The sequence below is a fragment of the Actinacidiphila sp. bgisy144 genome (assembly GCF_057708105.1).
The window spans coordinates 61,408-78,907 of record NZ_JBYIRM010000028.1; the positions used below are offsets into that span (position 1 = coordinate 61,408).

The window sequence follows — 17,500 nt, forward strand, 5'->3', positions numbered from 1 at the left end:
GGCATCGAGTTCGCTTAATCATGGAGTCCAGGGAAATTAAGTCAATACCCGAGGCGGTTACGAAGTTGTTGCCTTCGCGTTCCCGGCCGCCCGGCAACCGCCGCGCAGGCCCCGCCGCAGGGGTGCCACGGCAGCGCCCGCACGCGCCGCCGTACCCCGTTCTACCAGGTCAGCGGCCTGCGCTGAGCACCCGGTGGGCGGCTGACAGCTCCCGCGCGAAGTACTCGGGGCCGCCGAGGTCGACGCGTTCGCGCAGTTCGCGGTCCACGTGGTCCAGGGCCAGCCGCAGCGCGCCCAGCGCCACCCCCTCGTCGCCGAACTCCGACACCCGCACCTCGGGGGTGCGGATGCACCAGCGGTCCAGCTCGCGCCGTAGCGGCTCGACGATCAGGTCCGCCGAACGCGAGAACCCGCCGCCGATCACCACCAGTTCGGGGTCGAGGGTGAGCACCAGGGCGGCTGCCCCCACGGCGACGTCGCGCACGTACCGGCGCACCACGGCCGCGGCCTTGCGGTCGCCGGCCCGGGCGGCCTCGAAGACCGCCTCGGCGGCGTCGTCCTGGTCGCGCCCGCCCAGGTCAGGGCCGCTGCCCAGGGCGCCTCCCACGCCGCCTCCCGCCGAGGCCGCCGCAGCTGCATCCGTCGCGCCCGCACCGGGCGAGCGCTCCGGCGGCGGCCAGGACTTCAGGTGCTCCTGCGCCCTGATCCACCCGGAGGCGGGCAGCGCCCCGATCTCGCCGGCGGCGTTGCCGAAGCCGCGGTGCAGCTTGCCGTCGATGATCAGGCCGGCGCCGGTGCGCAGACCCGCCAGGATCAGCACCACGTCCTTGGCGTAGCGGGCCGCGCCGCGCCAGGACTCGGCGAGCGCGGCGAGCTTGCTGTCGTTCTCGACCAGGACCGCGCCGCCGGCCCGGCGGCGCAGGTGGGCGGCCACGTCCACGCCGGTCCACTCCGGCAGCGCCTCCGAGAGCATCACCCGCCCCGCGCCGTCCACCAGCCCGGTGGTGGCCGCGCCCGCCGCCCAGATGTCGCCCGCGGCCACCCCGGCCCCGGCCAGCGCGTCGGCGACCGCCCGGTCCAGCGCGGCCAGCCGGTCCTTGCGGCCCATCGCCGGGGCGACGGCGACCCGGGCGCTGTGCAGCACGGTGCCGTCCAGGTCCGCGACCAGGGCGAGGATCTTGTGGCCGCCGATGTCGACGCCCAGCACGCGTCCGGCGTCCGCCCGGAAGCGGTAGCGGCGGGCGGGCCGGCCCACGGCGCCGGCCGCGGCGGGCACCTCGGCGAGCCAGCCGCGCTCCAGCAGCCCGCGCGCGACGTCCTCGGTGGACGCCCGGGACAGCCCGGTCCGGCGGGAGATTTCGGTCAGCGTCAGCCCGGGCTCCTCGCGCAACACGCTGATCAGGGCCAGCGAGTTGAGCCGCCGCAGCTGGGAGAGGTCGCCGCCTGGCGCGATCTCGGTCACCGCTCCCCCTTGAGATCGGTTGGCACACTGCTAATAATGAGGGACTCCTTCGTAAGTACGGGAAAGGACCCCATGCCTCCGGTGACTCTAGCTCTCGTCGGCGCCGGGCTGCGCGGCCAGTCGTACGCGCGCCGCGCCCATGCCACCGGTGAGGGCCGGGTGGTGGCGGTCGCCGAGCCCGACGACGCGCGACGCGCCGCCGCGGCCCGCGAGTTCGGGATTCCGGCCGACCGCGTGTACTCCGACTGGACCGAGATCGCCGCGGCCGGGCGCCTTGCCGACGCCGCGATCGTCGCCACGCAGGACCGGCTGCACACCGACCCCACCGTGGCACTGGCCGACCAGGGCTATCACATACTCCTGGAGAAGCCGATGGCCACCGAGGAGGCCGAGGCCGAGGCGATCGCGGCGGCGGCCGAGCGCAACAAGATCACGCTGGCGGTCTGCCATGTGCTGCGCTACACGCCCTACACCCGCGCGCTCAAGCAGCTGCTGGACGACGGGGTGATCGGCCGGCTGGTGAGCGTGCAGCACCTGGAGCCGGTCGGCTGGTGGCACCAGGCGCACTCGTTCGTCCGCGGCAACTGGCGCAACTCCGGCACCTCCGCGCCGATGCTGCTCACCAAGTCCTGCCACGACATCGACTGGCTGCTCTACCTCTTCGGCCGCGCGCCGCGGCGGGTCGGCTCGTTCGGCAGCCTGTCGCACTTCCGCCCCGAGGACGCGCCCGAGGGCGCCGCCGCGCGCTGCGTGGAGTGCCCGATCGAGTCCACCTGCGCGTACTCCGCCAAGCGGCTGTACCTGGACTGCCTCGCCGACGCCGACAGCCGGTTCTGGCCGCTGTCGGCGGTCACCGACGACCACACCGAGGAAGGCGTCCTGGCGGCGCTGCGCACCGGCCCGTACGGGCGCTGCGTGTACGCCTGCGACAACGACGTGGTCGACCACCAGGTGGTGTCCATGGAGTTCGAGGACGGCGCGACCTGCTCGTTCACCATGAGCGCGTTCACGCCGATGGAGCACCGGCGGACCCGGCTGATGGGCACCCGCGGCTTCCTGGACGGCGACGGCCGGTCGATCCGCCGGGTGGACTTCCTCACCGGCTCCGACGAGACATTCGAGGTCGGGGCGGAGGCGGGCGCGTCGGCCGCCGACGGGCACGGCGGCGGCGACGAGGCGCTGACCGACGCCTTCCTGGCCGCCGTCGCGACCGGGGACAGCGCGCAGCTGCGGTCGGACGCGGCCACCAGCCTCGCCGGCCACCGCGTGGTGTGGGCCGCGGAGCGGGCCCGCGCGACCGGCACCGTGGTCGAGGTCGCGCGGTAGGGCGGGCGCTGGGGCCCGGGGGTAGGGCCTGCGGTGGGGCGCGCCCCTTTTGCCCCGGGCCGTCACCGCGCCCGGGGCGGAGCCCTGTACCGCGCGCGGAGCCTGGGCACAGGGCTCCGCGGGAGCCTCACCGGGCCGGTGCGAAGCCCAGGACGGCCTCGGCCAGTTCGGCCGGCGCCTCCAGCGGGATGAGGTGGCCGGTGCGCGGGATCACCGTGACCTCGGCCCGGGACAGGTACGGCACCAGGTTGGCGCGCAGCACCTCCGGCGGCTCGACCTGGTCCTGCTCCCCCGCGACGACGAGCGCGGGCACCTCGATCCTGCGGGTGCGCGCGGTGATGTCCTCGGCGATGCCGTGCAGCGGCCACTGGGTGCGGGCGGCGTCCGCGCCGGACCGCGAGTCGGCGACGACGCGCGCCCTGACCGGCGCGGGCAGTTCGGTCGCGGTCAGCACGTGGTCCAGGGCCCAGGTGGCGGACGCCTCGGAGTCGTAGGCGTGGGAGAGCTGCTGCCGGTACTCGGGCGTGACGGCGGCGGCGGGCTTCGCCGGGCCGGAGCCGACCAGGACGATGCCGCGCAGCCCGGCGGGCCGGGTCGCCGCGACCAGCTGTGCGACCTTGCCGCCCATCGAGTGCCCGACCAGCACGTGGTCGGTGACGCCCGCCTCCGCGAGCACCGCGAGGGTGTCCTCGGCGAGCCGGTCGAGCGTGTAGGGGCCGGGCAGGCCGCTCGACCGGCGCCACCCGCGGAAGTCGACCGCCAGCACGTCGCGCCCGGTCAGGCGGTCGGCGACCAGGTCCCAGGTGCGGGCGGAGCCGCCCCAGTAGTGGAGCAGGACCAGGGTCGGCCCGGTTCCCTGCCGGTGGTCGTAAGTGGGCAGGTGCTGCTGTCGCGTCGTGGTCATGACGGCCTTCCGGTTCGCTGCGGTGGGGGGATCTCCCCCATGCGTCCATCGAAGCTCTTCCGCCGGGGGCGGGCATCGGCGCGACTGGTCGCACCATGGTGGAAACTGGACAGGTGCAGGCGATCCGGCAGATGACCTACCAGCCCGCCGGCCGCGGTGCCGCCGGGGTCGAGACGATGACGTTCGCGCGCCTTCGCGCGCGGGGCGACGGCGGCACGCAGCGTGCCGACTTCCATGTCCTCGCCCTCGTCGGTGCCGGGCGCGGCGCGGTCACGGTGGACTTCCTGCGGCATCCCCTGGCGGAGCGCTCCGCGGTCTGGGTCCCGCCCGGCGCGGTGCACCGGTGGGACGACATCGCCGCGCTGGCCGGGCACCTCGTGCTGTTCGTGCCGACCGCGCCGGCGACCGGCGCGACCCGCGGGCTCGCAGCCGCCCCGGACGTGGCCGCGCACTGGGGCGTGCCCGACGCCGACTGGCCGTACGTCGACGCCGCGTGCCGCCATCTCGTGCTGGAGGCCGCCGCCCCGCCCGGGGACTTCGCGGCGGAGCTGCCCGGCATCCTGCTCTCCGCGCTCCTCGCCCGGCTGCGGCCGCCGCACGCCGAGGAGGCGTCCGGGCACCCGCTGTTCCCGCTCTTCCGCGCGAGCGTCGAGGCGCACTTCCGCGAGCACCACGACGCCGGCCATTACGCGCGCGCCCTGGGGTACGCGCCCCGCACCCTCTCGCGGGCGGTGCAGCAGGCCACCGGCCGTACGGCGAAGGGGTACATCGTCGACCGGCTCGTCCTGGAGGCCAAGCGCCTGCTCGCGCACGACCGCCTCACCGCGGCCCGCTGCGCCGACGCGCTGGGCTTCCCCGACGCGTCCAACTTCTCGGTGTTCTTCCGCAAGGCGACCGGCATGCGCCCCGGCGCGTGGCAGGCGGCCGCCGACGCCGCGCGGTGACGGGGGCCCGGCCGGGTCACCCGGGCGGCGTCCCGTATCCCCCGCCGCCGGGGGTCTCGACCACCAGGACGTCCCCGGGGCGCAGGTCGGCGCTGTCGCAGCCGGCGAGCGGCTGGACGCTGCCGTCGGCGCGTTCGACGTGCGCGGCGCCGAGGGCGCCCGGCAGGCCGCCGGCCATCCCGTACGGCGGCACCCGGCGGTGGCCGGCGAGCGTGCTGACCGTCATCGGTTCGAGGAAGCGCAGGCGCCGTACGACGCCGTCGCCGCCGTGCCAGCGCCCCGCTCCCCCGGTGCCGCGCCGTACGGCGAACTCCTCGACGCGCACCGGGTGGCGCCACTCCAGGACCTCGGGGTCGGTCAGCCGGGAGTTGGTCATGTGGGTCTGCACCGCGCTCGCCCCGTGGTAGCCCTTCCCGGCGCCGGAGCCCGACGCGACGGTCTCGTAGTACTGGTGGCGTGCGTTGCCGAACGTGACGTTGTTCATGGTCCCCGAGCCCTCCGCCTGGACCTCCATCGCCGCGTACAGGGCGCCGATGACGGCCTGTGAGGTCTCCACGTTCCCCGCGACGACGGCGGCGGGGTAGGCGGGGGCGAGCATCGAGCCGCCGGGGACGACCAGGCGCAGCGGGCGCAGGCTGCCGTCGTTGAGGGGGATGTCGTCGGCGACCAGGGTGCGGAAGACGTAGAGCGCGGCGGCGGTGGTCACCGACGCCGGCGCGTTGAAGTTGGTGGCGAGCTGCGGCGAGGTGCCGGTGAAGTCCAGGGTGGCGGTGCGCCGCGCGTGGTCCACGGTGACGCGGACCGCGATGACCGCGCCGGAGTCCGTCTCGTACCGGCACTGCCCGTCGCGCAGCGCGTCGATGACGCGGCGCACGGCCTCCTCGGCGTTGTCCTGCACGTGCCGCATGTACGCCTGCACCACGTCGAGGCCGAAGTGCTCGATCATCGCGCCGACCTCGTCGACGCCCTTGCGGTTGGCGGCGATCTGGGCGCGCAGGTCGGCGAGGTTGGTGTCGGGGTTGCGGGAGGGGTAGGGGCCGGCGGTCAGCAGCCGGCGGGTCGCGTCCTGGAGCAGCCGGCCGTTCTCCACGAGCAGCCAGTTGTCGAAGAGCACGCCCTCCTCCTCGATGCTGCGGCTGTCCGCGGGCATGGAGCCCGGGCTGCTGCCGCCGATCTCGGCGTGGTGGCCGCGGGAGGCGACGAAGAAGAGGATGCGGGGCCGACCGGTCTGTTCGGTGTCGAACACCGGCGTGATCACGGTGACGTCCGGCAGGTGGGTGCCGCCGTGGTAGGGGTCGTTGACGGCGTAGCTGTCGCCGGGCTTCATCGTGTCGGCGCGGCGCCGGATGACCTCCTTGACGCCGGCGCCCATGGACCCCAGGTGCACGGGGATGTGCGGGGCGTTGGCGACGAGGTCGCCGTCGTCGTCGAAGAGCGCGCAGGAGAAGTCGAGCCGCTCCTTGATGTTCACCGACTGCGCGGTGGACTCCAGGCGCGCGCCCATCTGTTCGGCGATCGACATGAAGAGGTTGTTGAAGACCTCCAGCATGACCGGGTCGGCCTGGCTGCCGACATCGGCCCGGTCCGGCTCGGCGGTGCGGCGCAGGACCAGGTGTCCTTCGGGCGCCATCGCCGCCTGCCAGCCCTCGTCGACGACCGTGGTGGAGTTCGTCTCCGTGATGACGGCCGGGCCGGCGACGGACTCCCCCGGGCGCATGGACTCCCTTGCGCGCAGCGGCACTTCGCGCCATGCGCCTTGGGTGTACAGGGCCGCGGTCGCGTCCTGCGCCGCCGGTGGCGCCTGCGCGGGCCGCGGTGTCAGGTCCGGCTGCTCGGTCAGGCCGACCGCTTCGGTCGACAGCGACTCCACCACGATCGGGCGGTCCATCAGGAAGGAGTACCTGGCTTCGTGGCCGGCCTCGAAGGCGGCCCTCATGGCGCCGGGTTCCGCGAGGTCCACCGGCACGGTGGTGTCGGTGCCGTCGTAGCGCAGCCGGGCGCGGCAGGTGATCCGGATGCTCTGCGCCGGGACGTCCTCGTCGAGCAGTTCGCGGCGGGCCTGCTCCTCCAGTTCCCGGGCCACTGCCCGGACGCGGTCCATGGCGGCCGGCTCCAGCGGGACCTCCACGGACTGCTCGCGCATCGTGGTGGTGTCGGCCATGCCCATCCCGAGCGCGGAGAGCACCCCGGCCATGGGCGGGACCAGCACGGTGCGCACGCCGAGCGAGTCGGCGACCGCGCAGGCGTGCTGGCCGCCCGCGCCGCCGAACGTGGTCAGCGCGTACTGCGTGATGTCGTGGCCCTTCTGCACCGAGATGCGCTTGACGGCACCCGCGATGCCGGCGACCGCGACCTGGAGGTATCCCTCGGCGACCTGCTCCGGTGTGCGCGTGTCGCCCGTCGCCGCGCCGATCCGCCCGGCGAGGTCGGCGAACCGCCGCCGTACGGTCCGCGCGTCCAGCCGCTGGTCCCCGTCCGGCCCGAACACGGCGGGGAAGTGGCCGGGTTGGACACGGCCGAGCATCACATTGGCGTCGGTCACGGTGAGGGGGCCGCCCTTGCGGTAGCAGGCGGGTCCGGGGTCGGCGCCGGCGGAGTCCGGGCCGACGCGGTAGCGGGCTCCGTCGAAGTGCAGCACCGAGCCGCCCCCGGCGGCCACGGTGTGGATGTCGAGCATCGGCGCCCGCAGGCGTACGCCCGCCACCTGGGCGTCGAGCACCCGCTCGTAGGCTCCGGCGTAGTGCGAGACGTCGGTGGAGGTGCCGCCCATGTCGAAGCCGATGACCCGGTCGTAGCCGGCCGCGCGCGACATGCGCGCCATCCCGACGATGCCGCCGGCCGGACCGGACAGGATCGCGTCCTTGCCGCGGAAGTGCCCGGCCTCGGCCAGCCCGCCGTTGGACTGCATGAACATCAGCCGCACACCGCGGAGTTGCCCGGCGACCTGGTGTACGTAGCGGCGCAGCACCGGCGAGAGGTACGCGTCGACGACCGCGGTGTCCCCGCGCGGGACCACCTTCATCAGCGGGCTGACCTCGCTGGAGAGCGACACCTGCGGGAACCCGAGGCGTTCGGCCAGGGCGCCGACGGCCTGCTCGTGCCGCGGGTGCAGGTGGCTGTGCAGGCAGACGACCGCCACCGCCCGGATGCCGTCGCCGTGGGCGGCGCGCAGGTCCGCCGCCAACCGCTCCAGGTCGGGGGCGCGCAGCACGGTCCCGTCGGCCGCGATCCGCTCGTCCACCTCGATGACCCGCTCGTAGAGCTGCTCGGGCAGGGCGATCTCCCGCGCGAAGAGGTGCGGCCGGTTCTGGTAGCCGATGCGCAGGGCGTCGGCGAAGCCGCGGGTGATGACGAGGGCGACCCGGTCGCCCTTGCGTTCCAGCAGCGCGTTGGTCGCCACCGTGGTGCCCATCCGGACGCTGTCGACGAGCGCGGCGGGTACGGCCTGGTCCTCGGTCAGGTCCAGCAGGTGCCGGATGCCGGCCACCGCGGCGTCCTGGTAGGCCGCGGGGTTCTCCGACAGCAGCTTGTACGACAGCAGCCGCCCGTCCGGCCGCTGGGCGACCACGTCGGTGAAGGTGCCGCCCCGGTCGACCCAGAAGCGCCAGCCCCGGTTCGCCATGGGCACCAGTATCCGGCCGCCCGCGACCCCGGGCAAAAGTTCCCTTTTCCCGCTCAGGGGACGCGTCGGCCGGTCGGCGCCGAGGCGGTCAGCGGTGCTGGCTGGATGCCGGGCTCTTGGAGAAGTTGCCGGTCCAGGCGGCCTTCGCGCCGGAGTCCCCGATCCGGTACACCTGCACGACGGCGCCGGCGGCCACGACCGCGCACACCACGGCCGCGGCGACGCGCAGCGGCATCGCGGGGGCGGCGGCGCCGCCCGTGCCGCCGCCGGTCGAGGCCGCCGCGGTGCGGCGGTTCCACCACCACAACCCTGCGGCCAGGACGAACAGGCCGATCGCCCAGGGCAGCAGCCCGTCCCCGAGTTCGGTGTGCCGGCGTATGAGCGGGGTGCTGGCGGTGTGCCGCTCCAGCCACTCCCCGGCGTGGGTGGTGAGCGGCACGCTCACCAGCGTCACCAGCGCCAGGAGCGGCAGCACCAGGCCCATCCGCCGCATCCAGCTCGGCCACACCGCACAGGCGATGAGCGCGATCGCGGTGAGGGGGACGAGTACGACGACCACGTGCACCAGCAGGATGTGCGCGGGCAGGCCGTTGATCTGGGTGGGACCCACGGAGGGGACCTCCTCGGGGAGGGACTTGGGGAGCGACAACCTACTACAAGCATGTAGACGTTCGTGCGGGCCGGTCCCGCCGCCGGTTTCCCGGGCCGGTCCGCTGTCGCTCGCCTTCGCTCCCGCCGGTCCCGTCTGCGCAGGTCAGCGCCCCCGTGGGTGGTCGCTTCGCCCGTGGGCGTTCTCCTCGGCGTCGAGCGCGCCGAGGTCCATCAGCCGCTGGCCCAGCTCCCGCAGGGCGCGGCCGGCGGCGTACTCGTCACCGATCTCGGGCACGAGCCGCTCACCCGGGTGGCAGTGGGCGCTCGCCCACCGGTCCAGCCGGTTGTCGCCGGTGTCGAGCACCACGTGCGCGGTGGTGTCGCCCTCCTTGTCGTCCTCGAAGAGGTCGAGGCGAACGTTCCACGACCTGGTGTGATCCGGTGTGCTCGGCTTGGTCTGCGCCGTCATGAGCGCGCTCCTCTCCGTGGCCGGCACCGTTCTGAGGTGCACCTCTCCCTCCACGCGAACACACCCGGCCGCCACCCCGGCAGGGCCCTTCGGGCCGTCACCCCGGGACCACCGGCCCACCTGCCGCACGGCCCCGACCCGCCGGCCGGACCGCGACCGGCGGACCCGGGACGTGAGCGAACGGGCGGTCGCCACCGCCCAGGACCGTGGCCGAAAATCTCCCCCCGCGACACCCCCCACCGTGTGGAGGCCGAGCGGTTCGGCGCGCACGGCAGGGGACCGCGCGCCGCCGGCCGCGCCGGCGCACGCGGCATTCCCTTTGTGCACCCGCGTCACCCCCGCCGTGGAGGACCGGCACCGCTGAGCACGCCCGCCGCACCCGCAGGAGCGCCGGCCCCCGCCGTCTCCCCGCCCCGCCGGGGCCCACTTCCGCTTGCGAGGCCCCGCCGGACCGCGGAGAGCGCGCCCGGAGCACCCCCGCGCGCCGAATATCCGCTTCGAGCGTCTTTGACACGAATGGAACGCCAATCCGAAAAATGTCATGTCAACTTTCTGCCTAAACAGAAGTAAATATTGCGCAACAGAATCGCGAATGTGATGCTCTGCTGAGCCTTTTCTGCGGCTCTATGCAAAATCCTGCAACGTCTGAGCAAACAACCGACACGGCCGGCATCGCAGCCCGCGGATCGCCGGCCAGAGGGAGGGGCGGTGCAACGCACCGGACAGCGCATGGTGGTGACAGGCGGGGCCGGGTTCCTGGGCTCGCACGTGTGTGAACGGCTCATCGGCGAAGGCCACGACGTCCTGTGCGTCGACAATCTCAGTACCGGCAGCCAGGACAACATCCGCCCTCTCATGGGCAACCCGGCATTCGAGTTCCGTGCGGCCGACGTCTCGGCCGGGCTGGACGTGGACGGCCCGGTGGCCGCCGTCCTGCACCTGGCCTGCCCCGCGTCCCCGCGTGACTATCTGAGGCTCTCGCTCGAGACGCTGCTGGTGTGCTCCGCGGGCACCCACCACGCGCTGGAACTGGCCCGCGCCAAGGACGCCCGCTTCCTGCTGGCGTCCACCAGCGAGGTCTACGGCGATCCGGCGGTCCACCCGCAGGTGGAGACGTACTGGGGCAACGTCAATCCCGTGGGCCCGAGAGCGGTGTACGACGAGGCCAAGCGCTTCAGCGAGGCGATGACCGTGACGTACCGGAGCCGCTTCGGTGTGGACACCCGCATCGTCCGCATCTTCAACACCTACGGGCCGCGGATGCGCGGCGGCGACGGCCGCATGATCCCCGCGTTCATCACCCAGGCCCTGGCCGGCAAGCCGCTGACCGTGGCCGGGAACGGCGAGCAGACCCGGTCGCTGTGCTACGTGGACGACACCGTGCGCGGACTGCTCGCGCTGCTGGCGTCCGACCAGGAGGTGGGCCCGGTCAACATCGGCGGCAGCCACGAGCTGACGGTGCTGGACACCGCCCGCGAGGTGCTGCGTGTCACCGGCTCCTCCTCCCGAGTCGTCTTCGTCCCCCGCCCGCAGGACGATCCGCAGGTGCGCCGCCCGGACGTCAGCAGGGCGGCACGCACCCTCGGCTGGCGTCCGACCGTGGACATCGGCACCGGGCTGCGGCGCACCGCCGAGTGGTTCGAAGGCGTCCGGCCGGTCGCGGCGGTGACCGGCTGATGGCCTCACACCTGCCCGACCGCCTCCCCGGGCCGGAGGGCCCGGTAACGGGCGAGCCGCGACCCCTGCGGGGGATCTCCGTCGTCGTCCCCACGCTGGGGCATCCCGAGTCCGTCCGTCGGCTGCTGGAGTCGCTGCGCACCGCGGCCGGCCTGCTGCCGGAAGGCCACGACGCCGAGGTCATCGTCGTCGACGACTCGTCGGACCAGGACCTGCGCGGCATCCGGCAGGCGTGCGCGGAGACCGGCGCCTCCTACGTCCGCGGACCGCGCCGGGTGGGCGCGAAACGCAATCTGGGGGCTGCCCGCGCCAAGCACCCGCTGGTGCTGTTCATCGACTCCGACTGCGTGGCCACACCGTCCCTGCTGCTGGAGCACCTGCGCGCGCACAACGAGGAGCAGGCCCCCTCCGGGCGGCCCGTCGCCGCCGTCGCGGGCCCGACCGTCGTGGAGGGCGTCGACGAGGCGGCGGCCTGGCGCACCGTGAAGGACTCCGTCGTGGTGAACGCCCCCTGGAACTGGCCGCAGCACTACCGCGAGCTGTGGTGGGCGGCCACGTCCAACCTGTCGGTGCGGACCGAGGCCCTCGACGACATCGGCGGATTCGACGAGCTGACCTACACCGTCGTCGGGGGCGAGGACGTCGACCTCGGCGTACGGCTGCACGAAGCGGGCTGGGCCACCGTGGGCCACCCGTCCGCCGTCGTCCGGCACGCGACCGACGGCATCGACCGGCTGGGCCAGTTCCGCCGCAAACTCTTCCTCTACGGACGGGCCTGCGTCTACAACTGCGTCCGGCAGCCGCAGTTCGCCCGCTGGTGGCCCAACCCGGTCACCGCCGCGGCCCTCGGCGCGGGCGCCGCCGTGCTCCTGCCGGGCCGGAGCCGGACCGCTGCGCTCGCGACCACGGCGGCCGGCACCGCCGCTTGGTACGCGGCCGACACGCGCAGGACCGCACGGCGGTCCGGTGCCGGCTGGCGGTCCGCCGCGGCCGCCACCTCGGTCGACTGGAGCTACCACCTCGGCATCGTCCGCGAGGCCCTGCGCCGGGGCCGCCCCCTGCTGGCCGCCAAGCGGTTCGACTACTTCCGCGCCGACCGCTTCGCACCCGCCCCGCCCGCCTCGACCACACCGTCCGCGCCCTCCGCAGCCGACGCACCGGCACCCGCAGGCCCCGCAGAGGAGAGGAAGACCGTATGAGCCGCCCACGCGTCATCGTCCAGACCGGCATCTACGGCTACGGCATCCTGGGCCGGCGCGCCGAGGAGGACCTGCCGGGCACCCTCGGCGCCATCGCCGCCGCCGGGTTCGACGGGCTGGAGGTCATGTCCTCGCTCCTCGCCGAGCCGGACCGGCTGGCCCGTACCTGTACCGGCCTCGGCCTGCACGTCGACGGCGTGCACCTGTTCTGGCACGAACTGGAGACCTTCGACTGGTCGGTACTGACCACGCTCGACACGCCCCGGCTCATCCTGTCCGGGCTGCCCGTGGCGTCCGAGGAGGCCATCGCGGACAACGTGCCGCAGCTGCGCGAGCATGCCGACCGCGCGGCGAAGGCCGGCGCCCGCCTGCTGATCCACAACCACGCCGAGGAGGGCCGGCCGGTGGAGGGCGGCCGGATTCCGCTGGAGATCCTGGCCGACCGGACGCGACCGGAGGAACTCGGCTTCGTCGTCGACCTGCACTGGGCCGCTGTCGCGGGCGACACCGACCGCATCGTGCGGGCGACGGCCGGACGGTGCGACTACCTCCACATCAAGGACGGCCTGGTGGACGACCCCGAGGCGCCGCACTCCTTCGACCTGGGCACCGGCGAGGTCGACCTCGCGCACGGCTGGGCCGCCGCCGGCGCCGCGGGCGCCGTAGCGGTCGCCGCCGTCGAACGCAGCATGCCCGCCGAGGACCTGGACGCCGCGCTGCGGCACGACGCCGCCTACACCCGGGGCCTCATCGCAGCCGGCGGAGCCGGCCGATGAGCCGGCCGGCTCCGCTGCGGATCGCCCTGGTCGGCTGCGGGGCCATCGCGGAGTACGGTCACGTGCCGGCGCTGCTCTCCTTGCCGGAACAGGCCGCGGTGACCTCCGTGGTGGACAGCGCGGCCGCCCGCAGGGAGCTGGTGGGAGAGCTGCTGCACGTGCCTGCCGCCCGTCGCCACGGCGATGTCGCGGCGCTCGTACGGGCCGGCGATCCAGTGGATCTGGCCGTCGTCATCCTGCCGCCGCGGGCCACCCCTGCTGCCGTCGAGGCCCTGCTCGCCGCCGGGACACCGGTCCTGGCGGAGAAGCCGGTGACCGCCGACCCGCGGCAGGCCGCCCGGCTGGCAGGGTCGGCGGCCCCCGGGCGGCTGGGGATCGTGCACAACTACCTCCACCGCAGCGACGTACGCCAGGCCCTGGAGCACCTGCGCTCCGAGGAGACCGGGCCGGTGCGCTTCCTGCGTCTGGAGCAGCCGGACGCCGGGCACTTCCCCGGCGCCGGCGACCGCCCGCACTGGCGCCGCAACGACACCCCCGAGGGCTGCCTGCTCGACAACGCCTACCACTGGGTCTACGTCGCCGCGGAGTTGGCCGGCGCCCCCGTCGTGAAGGTCACCGCCCGGCTGTCACGTCCCGTGGACGGTTCGGCCGTCGATGTCGCACTGCTGCTGCTGGACCATGCGAACGGTGTCCTGACCAGCGTCCAGACCTCGTGGTGCGCCAAGGACGCCCGGCCCGTCCTGGAGGTGCACACCGACCGCGGGTCGCTGCGCCTGGAAGGGGACTGCGCTCCGTGCACCCCCACCCTGCCCGGGGCCGCGGCCTCGGCCGTGGCCCTCGAGCCGGCGTACCTGGCGTTCTACCGGGACGTCCTGGCCGCGGTCCGGGCCGGTGTGCCCTTCGCCGCCCCGCCCGACAGCTGCGTCGCCGTGCTGCGCGTGCTGGCCGCTGCCACCGAATCCGCGCGGACCGGGCGCACCGTGACCGTCGGCGCGGTCCCAGCCGTCACCACAGGCGGTCCGGACCAGCCCTACCGACCGGCACGGCTGACCGGACCCGACCACTCGTGAGGAGCACCTGCCCCGATGCCTGAACAAGGACCTTCCCGCCCCTCCCCCGCCGCCCCGGATTCCGACGCCCGTCTGACCGTGGCGGTCTGCACGGTCGGGCGTCCGGCGTTCCTGCGGGCGCTGCGGTTGCTGGCCGCCGGCGACACCGCGGTCGTCGCCGAGCTGATCGTCGTGGACAACTCCGGTGGTGTGCTGGACCGCGGCGCTGCGGCGGCCGCGGCAGCGCCGCTGGCCGTGCGCGTGCTCGACGGCACCGGCCCGGCGTCCGCCGGGCGCAACCTGGCACTGGCCGAGGCGCGCACGGACGTCGTGCTCTTCTTCGACGACGACTGCCTGCCCGAGCCCGACTGGGCCCGGGAGATGGCGGGCTACATGGCGGCCGAGCCCGAGGTCGCCGCGGCGTTCGGCCATGTCGAGCCGGTACCGCGGCCCGGCTGGCGGCTGCGCACCGCCGTGCTCCCGCTGCTCGGGGAGAACGCGTGGGGCACCGCCGACTCCCCCGAAGGGGAGTTGTGGTGCCCCGCGGTCTCCGCCCCCAGCTGGCGCGCGGGCACCGTCACCGGCGAACCGACCGTTCCGTGGTGCGCGGTGGGTTCGTCGAACAACCTCGCGCTGCGGCGCAGCCGGCTGCTGCCGGGACGCCCGGCGTTCCTGCCGCACCTCGGCCCGGGCACCGGCGCCGGATCGGGTGAGGACACCGAGCTGGGCTACGCGCTGATGCGGGCCGGGCGAGGCGTGGCCTACGTGCCGCAGGCCGGACTGCTGCACGACTCGTGGATGCCGCCGTCCTCCGCCGAGCAGGCGCACCGCGGCTACATCCGGGGCAATGTGGAGGCCCTGGGCCACCACGCGCTGCGCGGCGACGCGCACGCCGCCCGGCTGCTCGCCGCCTACGTGGGGCACTTCCGCACCGACAACGACTACGGGCTGAGGGAGTTCGGCGACATCCTCGAGTGGGCGTACGGCTCCTTGTCGGCGGGGGCCGAGCGGCCCCCGCTGCGCAAGTCCGACCTGGCGCTGTCCGGCGCGGCGCCGGAGCCCGTCGCCGCCGCGGCGGTGCCGGTCGAACGCGGCGTGCCGGCCCAGGACGGGGGGCGGGGCCGGTGACCGGCCAGGACGGCGGCCGCGTGGCCGCACCCGACGGGCGCGGCGCCGGTCAGCCGGGCACCGGCGGGCGCTTTCTGCGCTGGGGCGTGCTCGGCGGCGCGCGCATCGCCGAGCACTTCGTGCTGCCGGCCATGGCCGGTTGCCCGCAGGCGCGGGTGACCGCTGTCGCGTCCCGCCGGCCCGACGCGGGCGAGCGGCTCGCGCGGGACCACGGCGCGCGGCCGTACGGCAGTTACGCCGCCCTGCTGGACGACCCGCGGGTCGACGCCGTCTACGTCGCCCTGCCGAACGCGCTGCACACCCGGTGGACCCTGGCGGCTCTGGCGGCCGGCAAGCACGTGCTGTGCGAGAAGCCGCTCGCCACGACCTCGGCCGACGCGCAGGCGGTCGCCCAGGCGGCCGCGGCTGCCGGACGTGTGGTGCGGGCGGGCTACATGTACCGCTGCCACCCGCAGTTCGCCGAGCTGCGCCGGCAGGTCCGCGAGGGCGTCGTCGGCGAGGTGCGCATGGTCGAGGCCGCCTTGTCCTTCGTCCTCGACGACCCCTCCGACATCCGCATGTCGCCCGCGCTGGGAGGCGGTGCGCTGCTGGACCTGGGCTGCTATCCGGTCGACGCGGCGAACGTGGTGTTCGGGCGGTCTCCGGCGGGCGCGGCCGCGGTCCCGTACGTGGGCGCCACGGGCGTGGACCTGCACAGCTCGGGTGTCCTGGACTACGGCGGCGGGCGGACCGCCCTGGTCACCGCCAGCTTCCTCCTGCCGTGGCAGGACTCCCATCTCACGGTGCGCGGCGAGAAGGGCAGCCTCGTCCTCGACCACTGTTTCAACCCCGGTACCGGCGAGGGGCGCATGACGCGTCTGACCGCCGGCGGCGAGCGCACCGTCACCACCTTCCCCGGTGTCGACATGTACGCCCGGATGCTGGCCGACTTCTCCGCGGCCGTGCACGGCGAGCCCGGTGTGCTGCCCGACCCGGTGCAGTCCCTCGGGGTGCAGCACGGCCTGGAACTGCTCGCCGGCCAGGGACCGAACGCCGGCACCACTGCCCCCGTCCACTCGACGCGACAGGACAGGTAGCCCATGCGATCCGACGACCACCTGCTGGACGTGCCCGTCCAGCCCTTCGAACTCACCGAGCTGCGCCGCTCGAACCAGGAACTCAACATCGCCGAGTACCGCAGCGGCGCCACCGAACTGCGCAGCCGGCCGCTGGCGCTGTTCCTGGAGCTGACGCAGAACTGCAACCTCAAGTGCCCGATGTGCCGCTTCGGCGAGAAGTACAACCCGGCACTGAACATGGACGAGGAGATGTTCGACCGGCTCGCCGAGGAGCTCTTCCCTGCCGCGCACCTGGTGGACGTGCGCGGCTGGGGTGAGAGCACCATGCTCGCCGGGTTCGGCGACATGGTGCTGCGCGCCCTGGCCCACCGGGTCCGCGTCCGGGTCGTGACGAACGCGCAGATCAACCGCCCGGCGGTGTGGGACGCGATCATGCGCGGGCACGGCATCGTCACCGTGTCGTGCGACGCCGCCTCACCCGCCCTGTTCGAGAAGCTGCGGGCCGGCGGCACGCTGGAGCGCCTGGAGCGGACCTGCCGGTCGGTGGTGGAGGCGCGGGAGCGGTACGGGGTGCCCCGCGACCACGTCAACTTCAACGTGGTCTCCAGCATCGACAACCTCGACGAGCTGGCCGACATCGTGCGCCTCGCCGCGCGCCTGGACGTCTCCCCCGTCGTCATCCACCCCCTGGTGGCGCACCTGGACGACCCGTCGCACCTGCGGCGCGACCTGGAGCGGACCCAGCGGGCGTACGCGGAGGCCGCCGAGACCGGGCGCGCCGAGGGCGTCGTCGTCCAGCTCGGCGCGGCGCCCGACCCCTCCCTCGCCCTGCCCGACATGGTGCGCAAGCCCGCCTGCATGCACCCGTGGAGCTACGCGTACATCCGCTACGACGGGGCCGTCGGCTTCTGCGACCACCTCATCGGCAGCGACGAGTACACCCTCGGCACGCTGCGGGACAGCACCTTCGAGGAGATCTGGAACGGAGAGAAGTGGCAGTCCCTGCGGCGGGCGCACCTCACCGGCGACATCCCCGACGCGTTCTCGCCGTGCCGCTACACCTACGCGCAGCGGTACATCGACTTCGAGTACCTGGTGCATCCCGACCGCATCTCCGGGGTGGTCAGCAGCGCGACCCACGCGGATGTCACCCGCAGGCGCAGTTCCGCCACGGTGCCCTCGGTGCCGTTCGTCGCCGAACCGGCCGGTGCGGCGCAACCGCTGATCCCGGTCCGGATGCTGTCGGACAGTCTGCGCAACCTGCCGGCGCCCGGCGGGTCCTGACCGGCGGGACG

14 protein-coding genes are annotated in these 17,500 nt (G+C 74.3%); 9 read left to right on the top strand and 5 right to left on the bottom strand.

Annotation, left to right across the window (positions count from 1 at the left end):
* Positions 1–169 precede the first annotated feature (169 nt).
* A complete protein-coding gene (locus AC3EVP_RS27530) occupies positions 170–1,462 on the bottom strand; it encodes an ROK family transcriptional regulator (RefSeq protein ID WP_435134307.1) in 1,293 nt (430 codons plus the stop codon).
* A 72-nt stretch (positions 1,463–1,534) separates the two neighbouring features.
* Here AC3EVP_RS27530 and AC3EVP_RS27535 point away from each other — a divergent pair, with 72 nt between their 5' ends.
* Positions 1,535–2,788, top strand: coding sequence for a Gfo/Idh/MocA family protein (locus AC3EVP_RS27535; protein ID WP_435134310.1), 1,254 nt, complete (start codon positions 1,535–1,537; stop codon positions 2,786–2,788).
* Positions 2,789–2,915: 127 nt separating this feature from the next.
* On the opposite strand, the gene AC3EVP_RS27540 is transcribed toward AC3EVP_RS27535, so the two are convergent.
* Complete coding sequence (locus AC3EVP_RS27540) at positions 2,916–3,692, bottom strand: alpha/beta fold hydrolase (RefSeq protein ID WP_435134313.1); 777 nt, start codon at positions 3,690–3,692, stop codon at positions 2,916–2,918.
* Between the two features lie 95 nt (positions 3,693–3,787).
* On the opposite strand from AC3EVP_RS27540, the gene AC3EVP_RS27545 reads away from it, so the two are divergent.
* Positions 3,788–4,636, top strand: a complete 849-nt coding sequence (locus AC3EVP_RS27545; RefSeq protein ID WP_435134316.1) for a helix-turn-helix domain-containing protein — start codon at positions 3,788–3,790, stop codon at positions 4,634–4,636.
* A gap of 16 nt (positions 4,637–4,652) precedes the next feature.
* Here AC3EVP_RS27545 and AC3EVP_RS27550 read toward each other — a convergent pair whose 3' ends face one another.
* From AC3EVP_RS27550 to AC3EVP_RS27560, 3 genes are all read right to left on the bottom strand, one after another.
* The gene (locus AC3EVP_RS27550) at positions 4,653–8,258 is read right to left on the bottom strand and encodes a hydantoinase B/oxoprolinase family protein (RefSeq protein ID WP_435134319.1); all 3,606 of its coding nucleotides are present in this window, start codon (positions 8,256–8,258) and stop codon (positions 4,653–4,655) included.
* A gap of 88 nt (positions 8,259–8,346) precedes the next feature.
* Positions 8,347–8,868 carry a DUF2231 domain-containing protein gene (locus AC3EVP_RS27555; RefSeq protein WP_435134322.1) on the bottom strand — a complete coding sequence of 174 codons (522 nt, stop codon included), beginning with the start codon at positions 8,866–8,868 and terminating at the stop codon, positions 8,347–8,349.
* Between the two features lie 144 nt (positions 8,869–9,012).
* Entirely contained in the window at positions 9,013–9,318 is a 306-nt protein-coding gene (locus AC3EVP_RS27560) for a dsRBD fold-containing protein (RefSeq protein WP_335980369.1), read from the bottom strand.
* A gap of 729 nt (positions 9,319–10,047) precedes the next feature.
* Between AC3EVP_RS27560 and AC3EVP_RS27565 the strand changes: the two genes are divergently transcribed.
* From AC3EVP_RS27565 to AC3EVP_RS27595, 7 genes are read left to right on the top strand one after another with little or no spacing between them, the layout of a single operon-like run.
* Positions 10,048–10,995 carry an NAD-dependent epimerase/dehydratase family protein gene (locus tag AC3EVP_RS27565; RefSeq protein WP_335980429.1) on the top strand — a complete coding sequence of 316 codons (948 nt, stop codon included), beginning with the start codon at positions 10,048–10,050 and terminating at the stop codon, positions 10,993–10,995.
* The gene (locus AC3EVP_RS27570; RefSeq protein WP_435134324.1) at positions 10,995–12,194 is read left to right on the top strand and encodes a glycosyltransferase family 2 protein; all 1,200 of its coding nucleotides are present in this window, start codon (positions 10,995–10,997) and stop codon (positions 12,192–12,194) included. Before AC3EVP_RS27565 ends, AC3EVP_RS27570 begins: the two co-directional genes overlap by 1 nt.
* A complete protein-coding gene (locus AC3EVP_RS27575) occupies positions 12,191–12,970 on the top strand; it encodes a sugar phosphate isomerase/epimerase family protein (protein WP_435134327.1) in 780 nt (259 codons plus the stop codon). Before AC3EVP_RS27570 ends, AC3EVP_RS27575 begins: the two co-directional genes overlap by 4 nt.
* Complete coding sequence (locus AC3EVP_RS27580; protein WP_435134330.1) at positions 12,967–14,040, top strand: Gfo/Idh/MocA family protein; 1,074 nt, start codon at positions 12,967–12,969, stop codon at positions 14,038–14,040. Before AC3EVP_RS27575 ends, AC3EVP_RS27580 begins: the two co-directional genes overlap by 4 nt.
* Before the next feature lie 15 nt (positions 14,041–14,055).
* Positions 14,056–15,147, top strand: coding sequence for a glycosyltransferase (locus tag AC3EVP_RS27585; RefSeq protein ID WP_435134333.1), 1,092 nt, complete (start codon positions 14,056–14,058; stop codon positions 15,145–15,147).
* Positions 15,144–16,223, top strand: a complete 1,080-nt coding sequence (locus AC3EVP_RS27590) for a Gfo/Idh/MocA family protein (protein ID WP_488179829.1) — start codon at positions 15,144–15,146, stop codon at positions 16,221–16,223. Before AC3EVP_RS27585 ends, AC3EVP_RS27590 begins: the two co-directional genes overlap by 4 nt.
* A gap of 3 nt (positions 16,224–16,226) precedes the next feature.
* On the top strand, positions 16,227–17,489 hold the full coding sequence (locus tag AC3EVP_RS27595) for a radical SAM protein (protein WP_435134339.1): 1,263 nt from the start codon (positions 16,227–16,229) through the stop codon (positions 17,487–17,489).
* Positions 17,490–17,500: the final 11 nt, after the last annotated feature.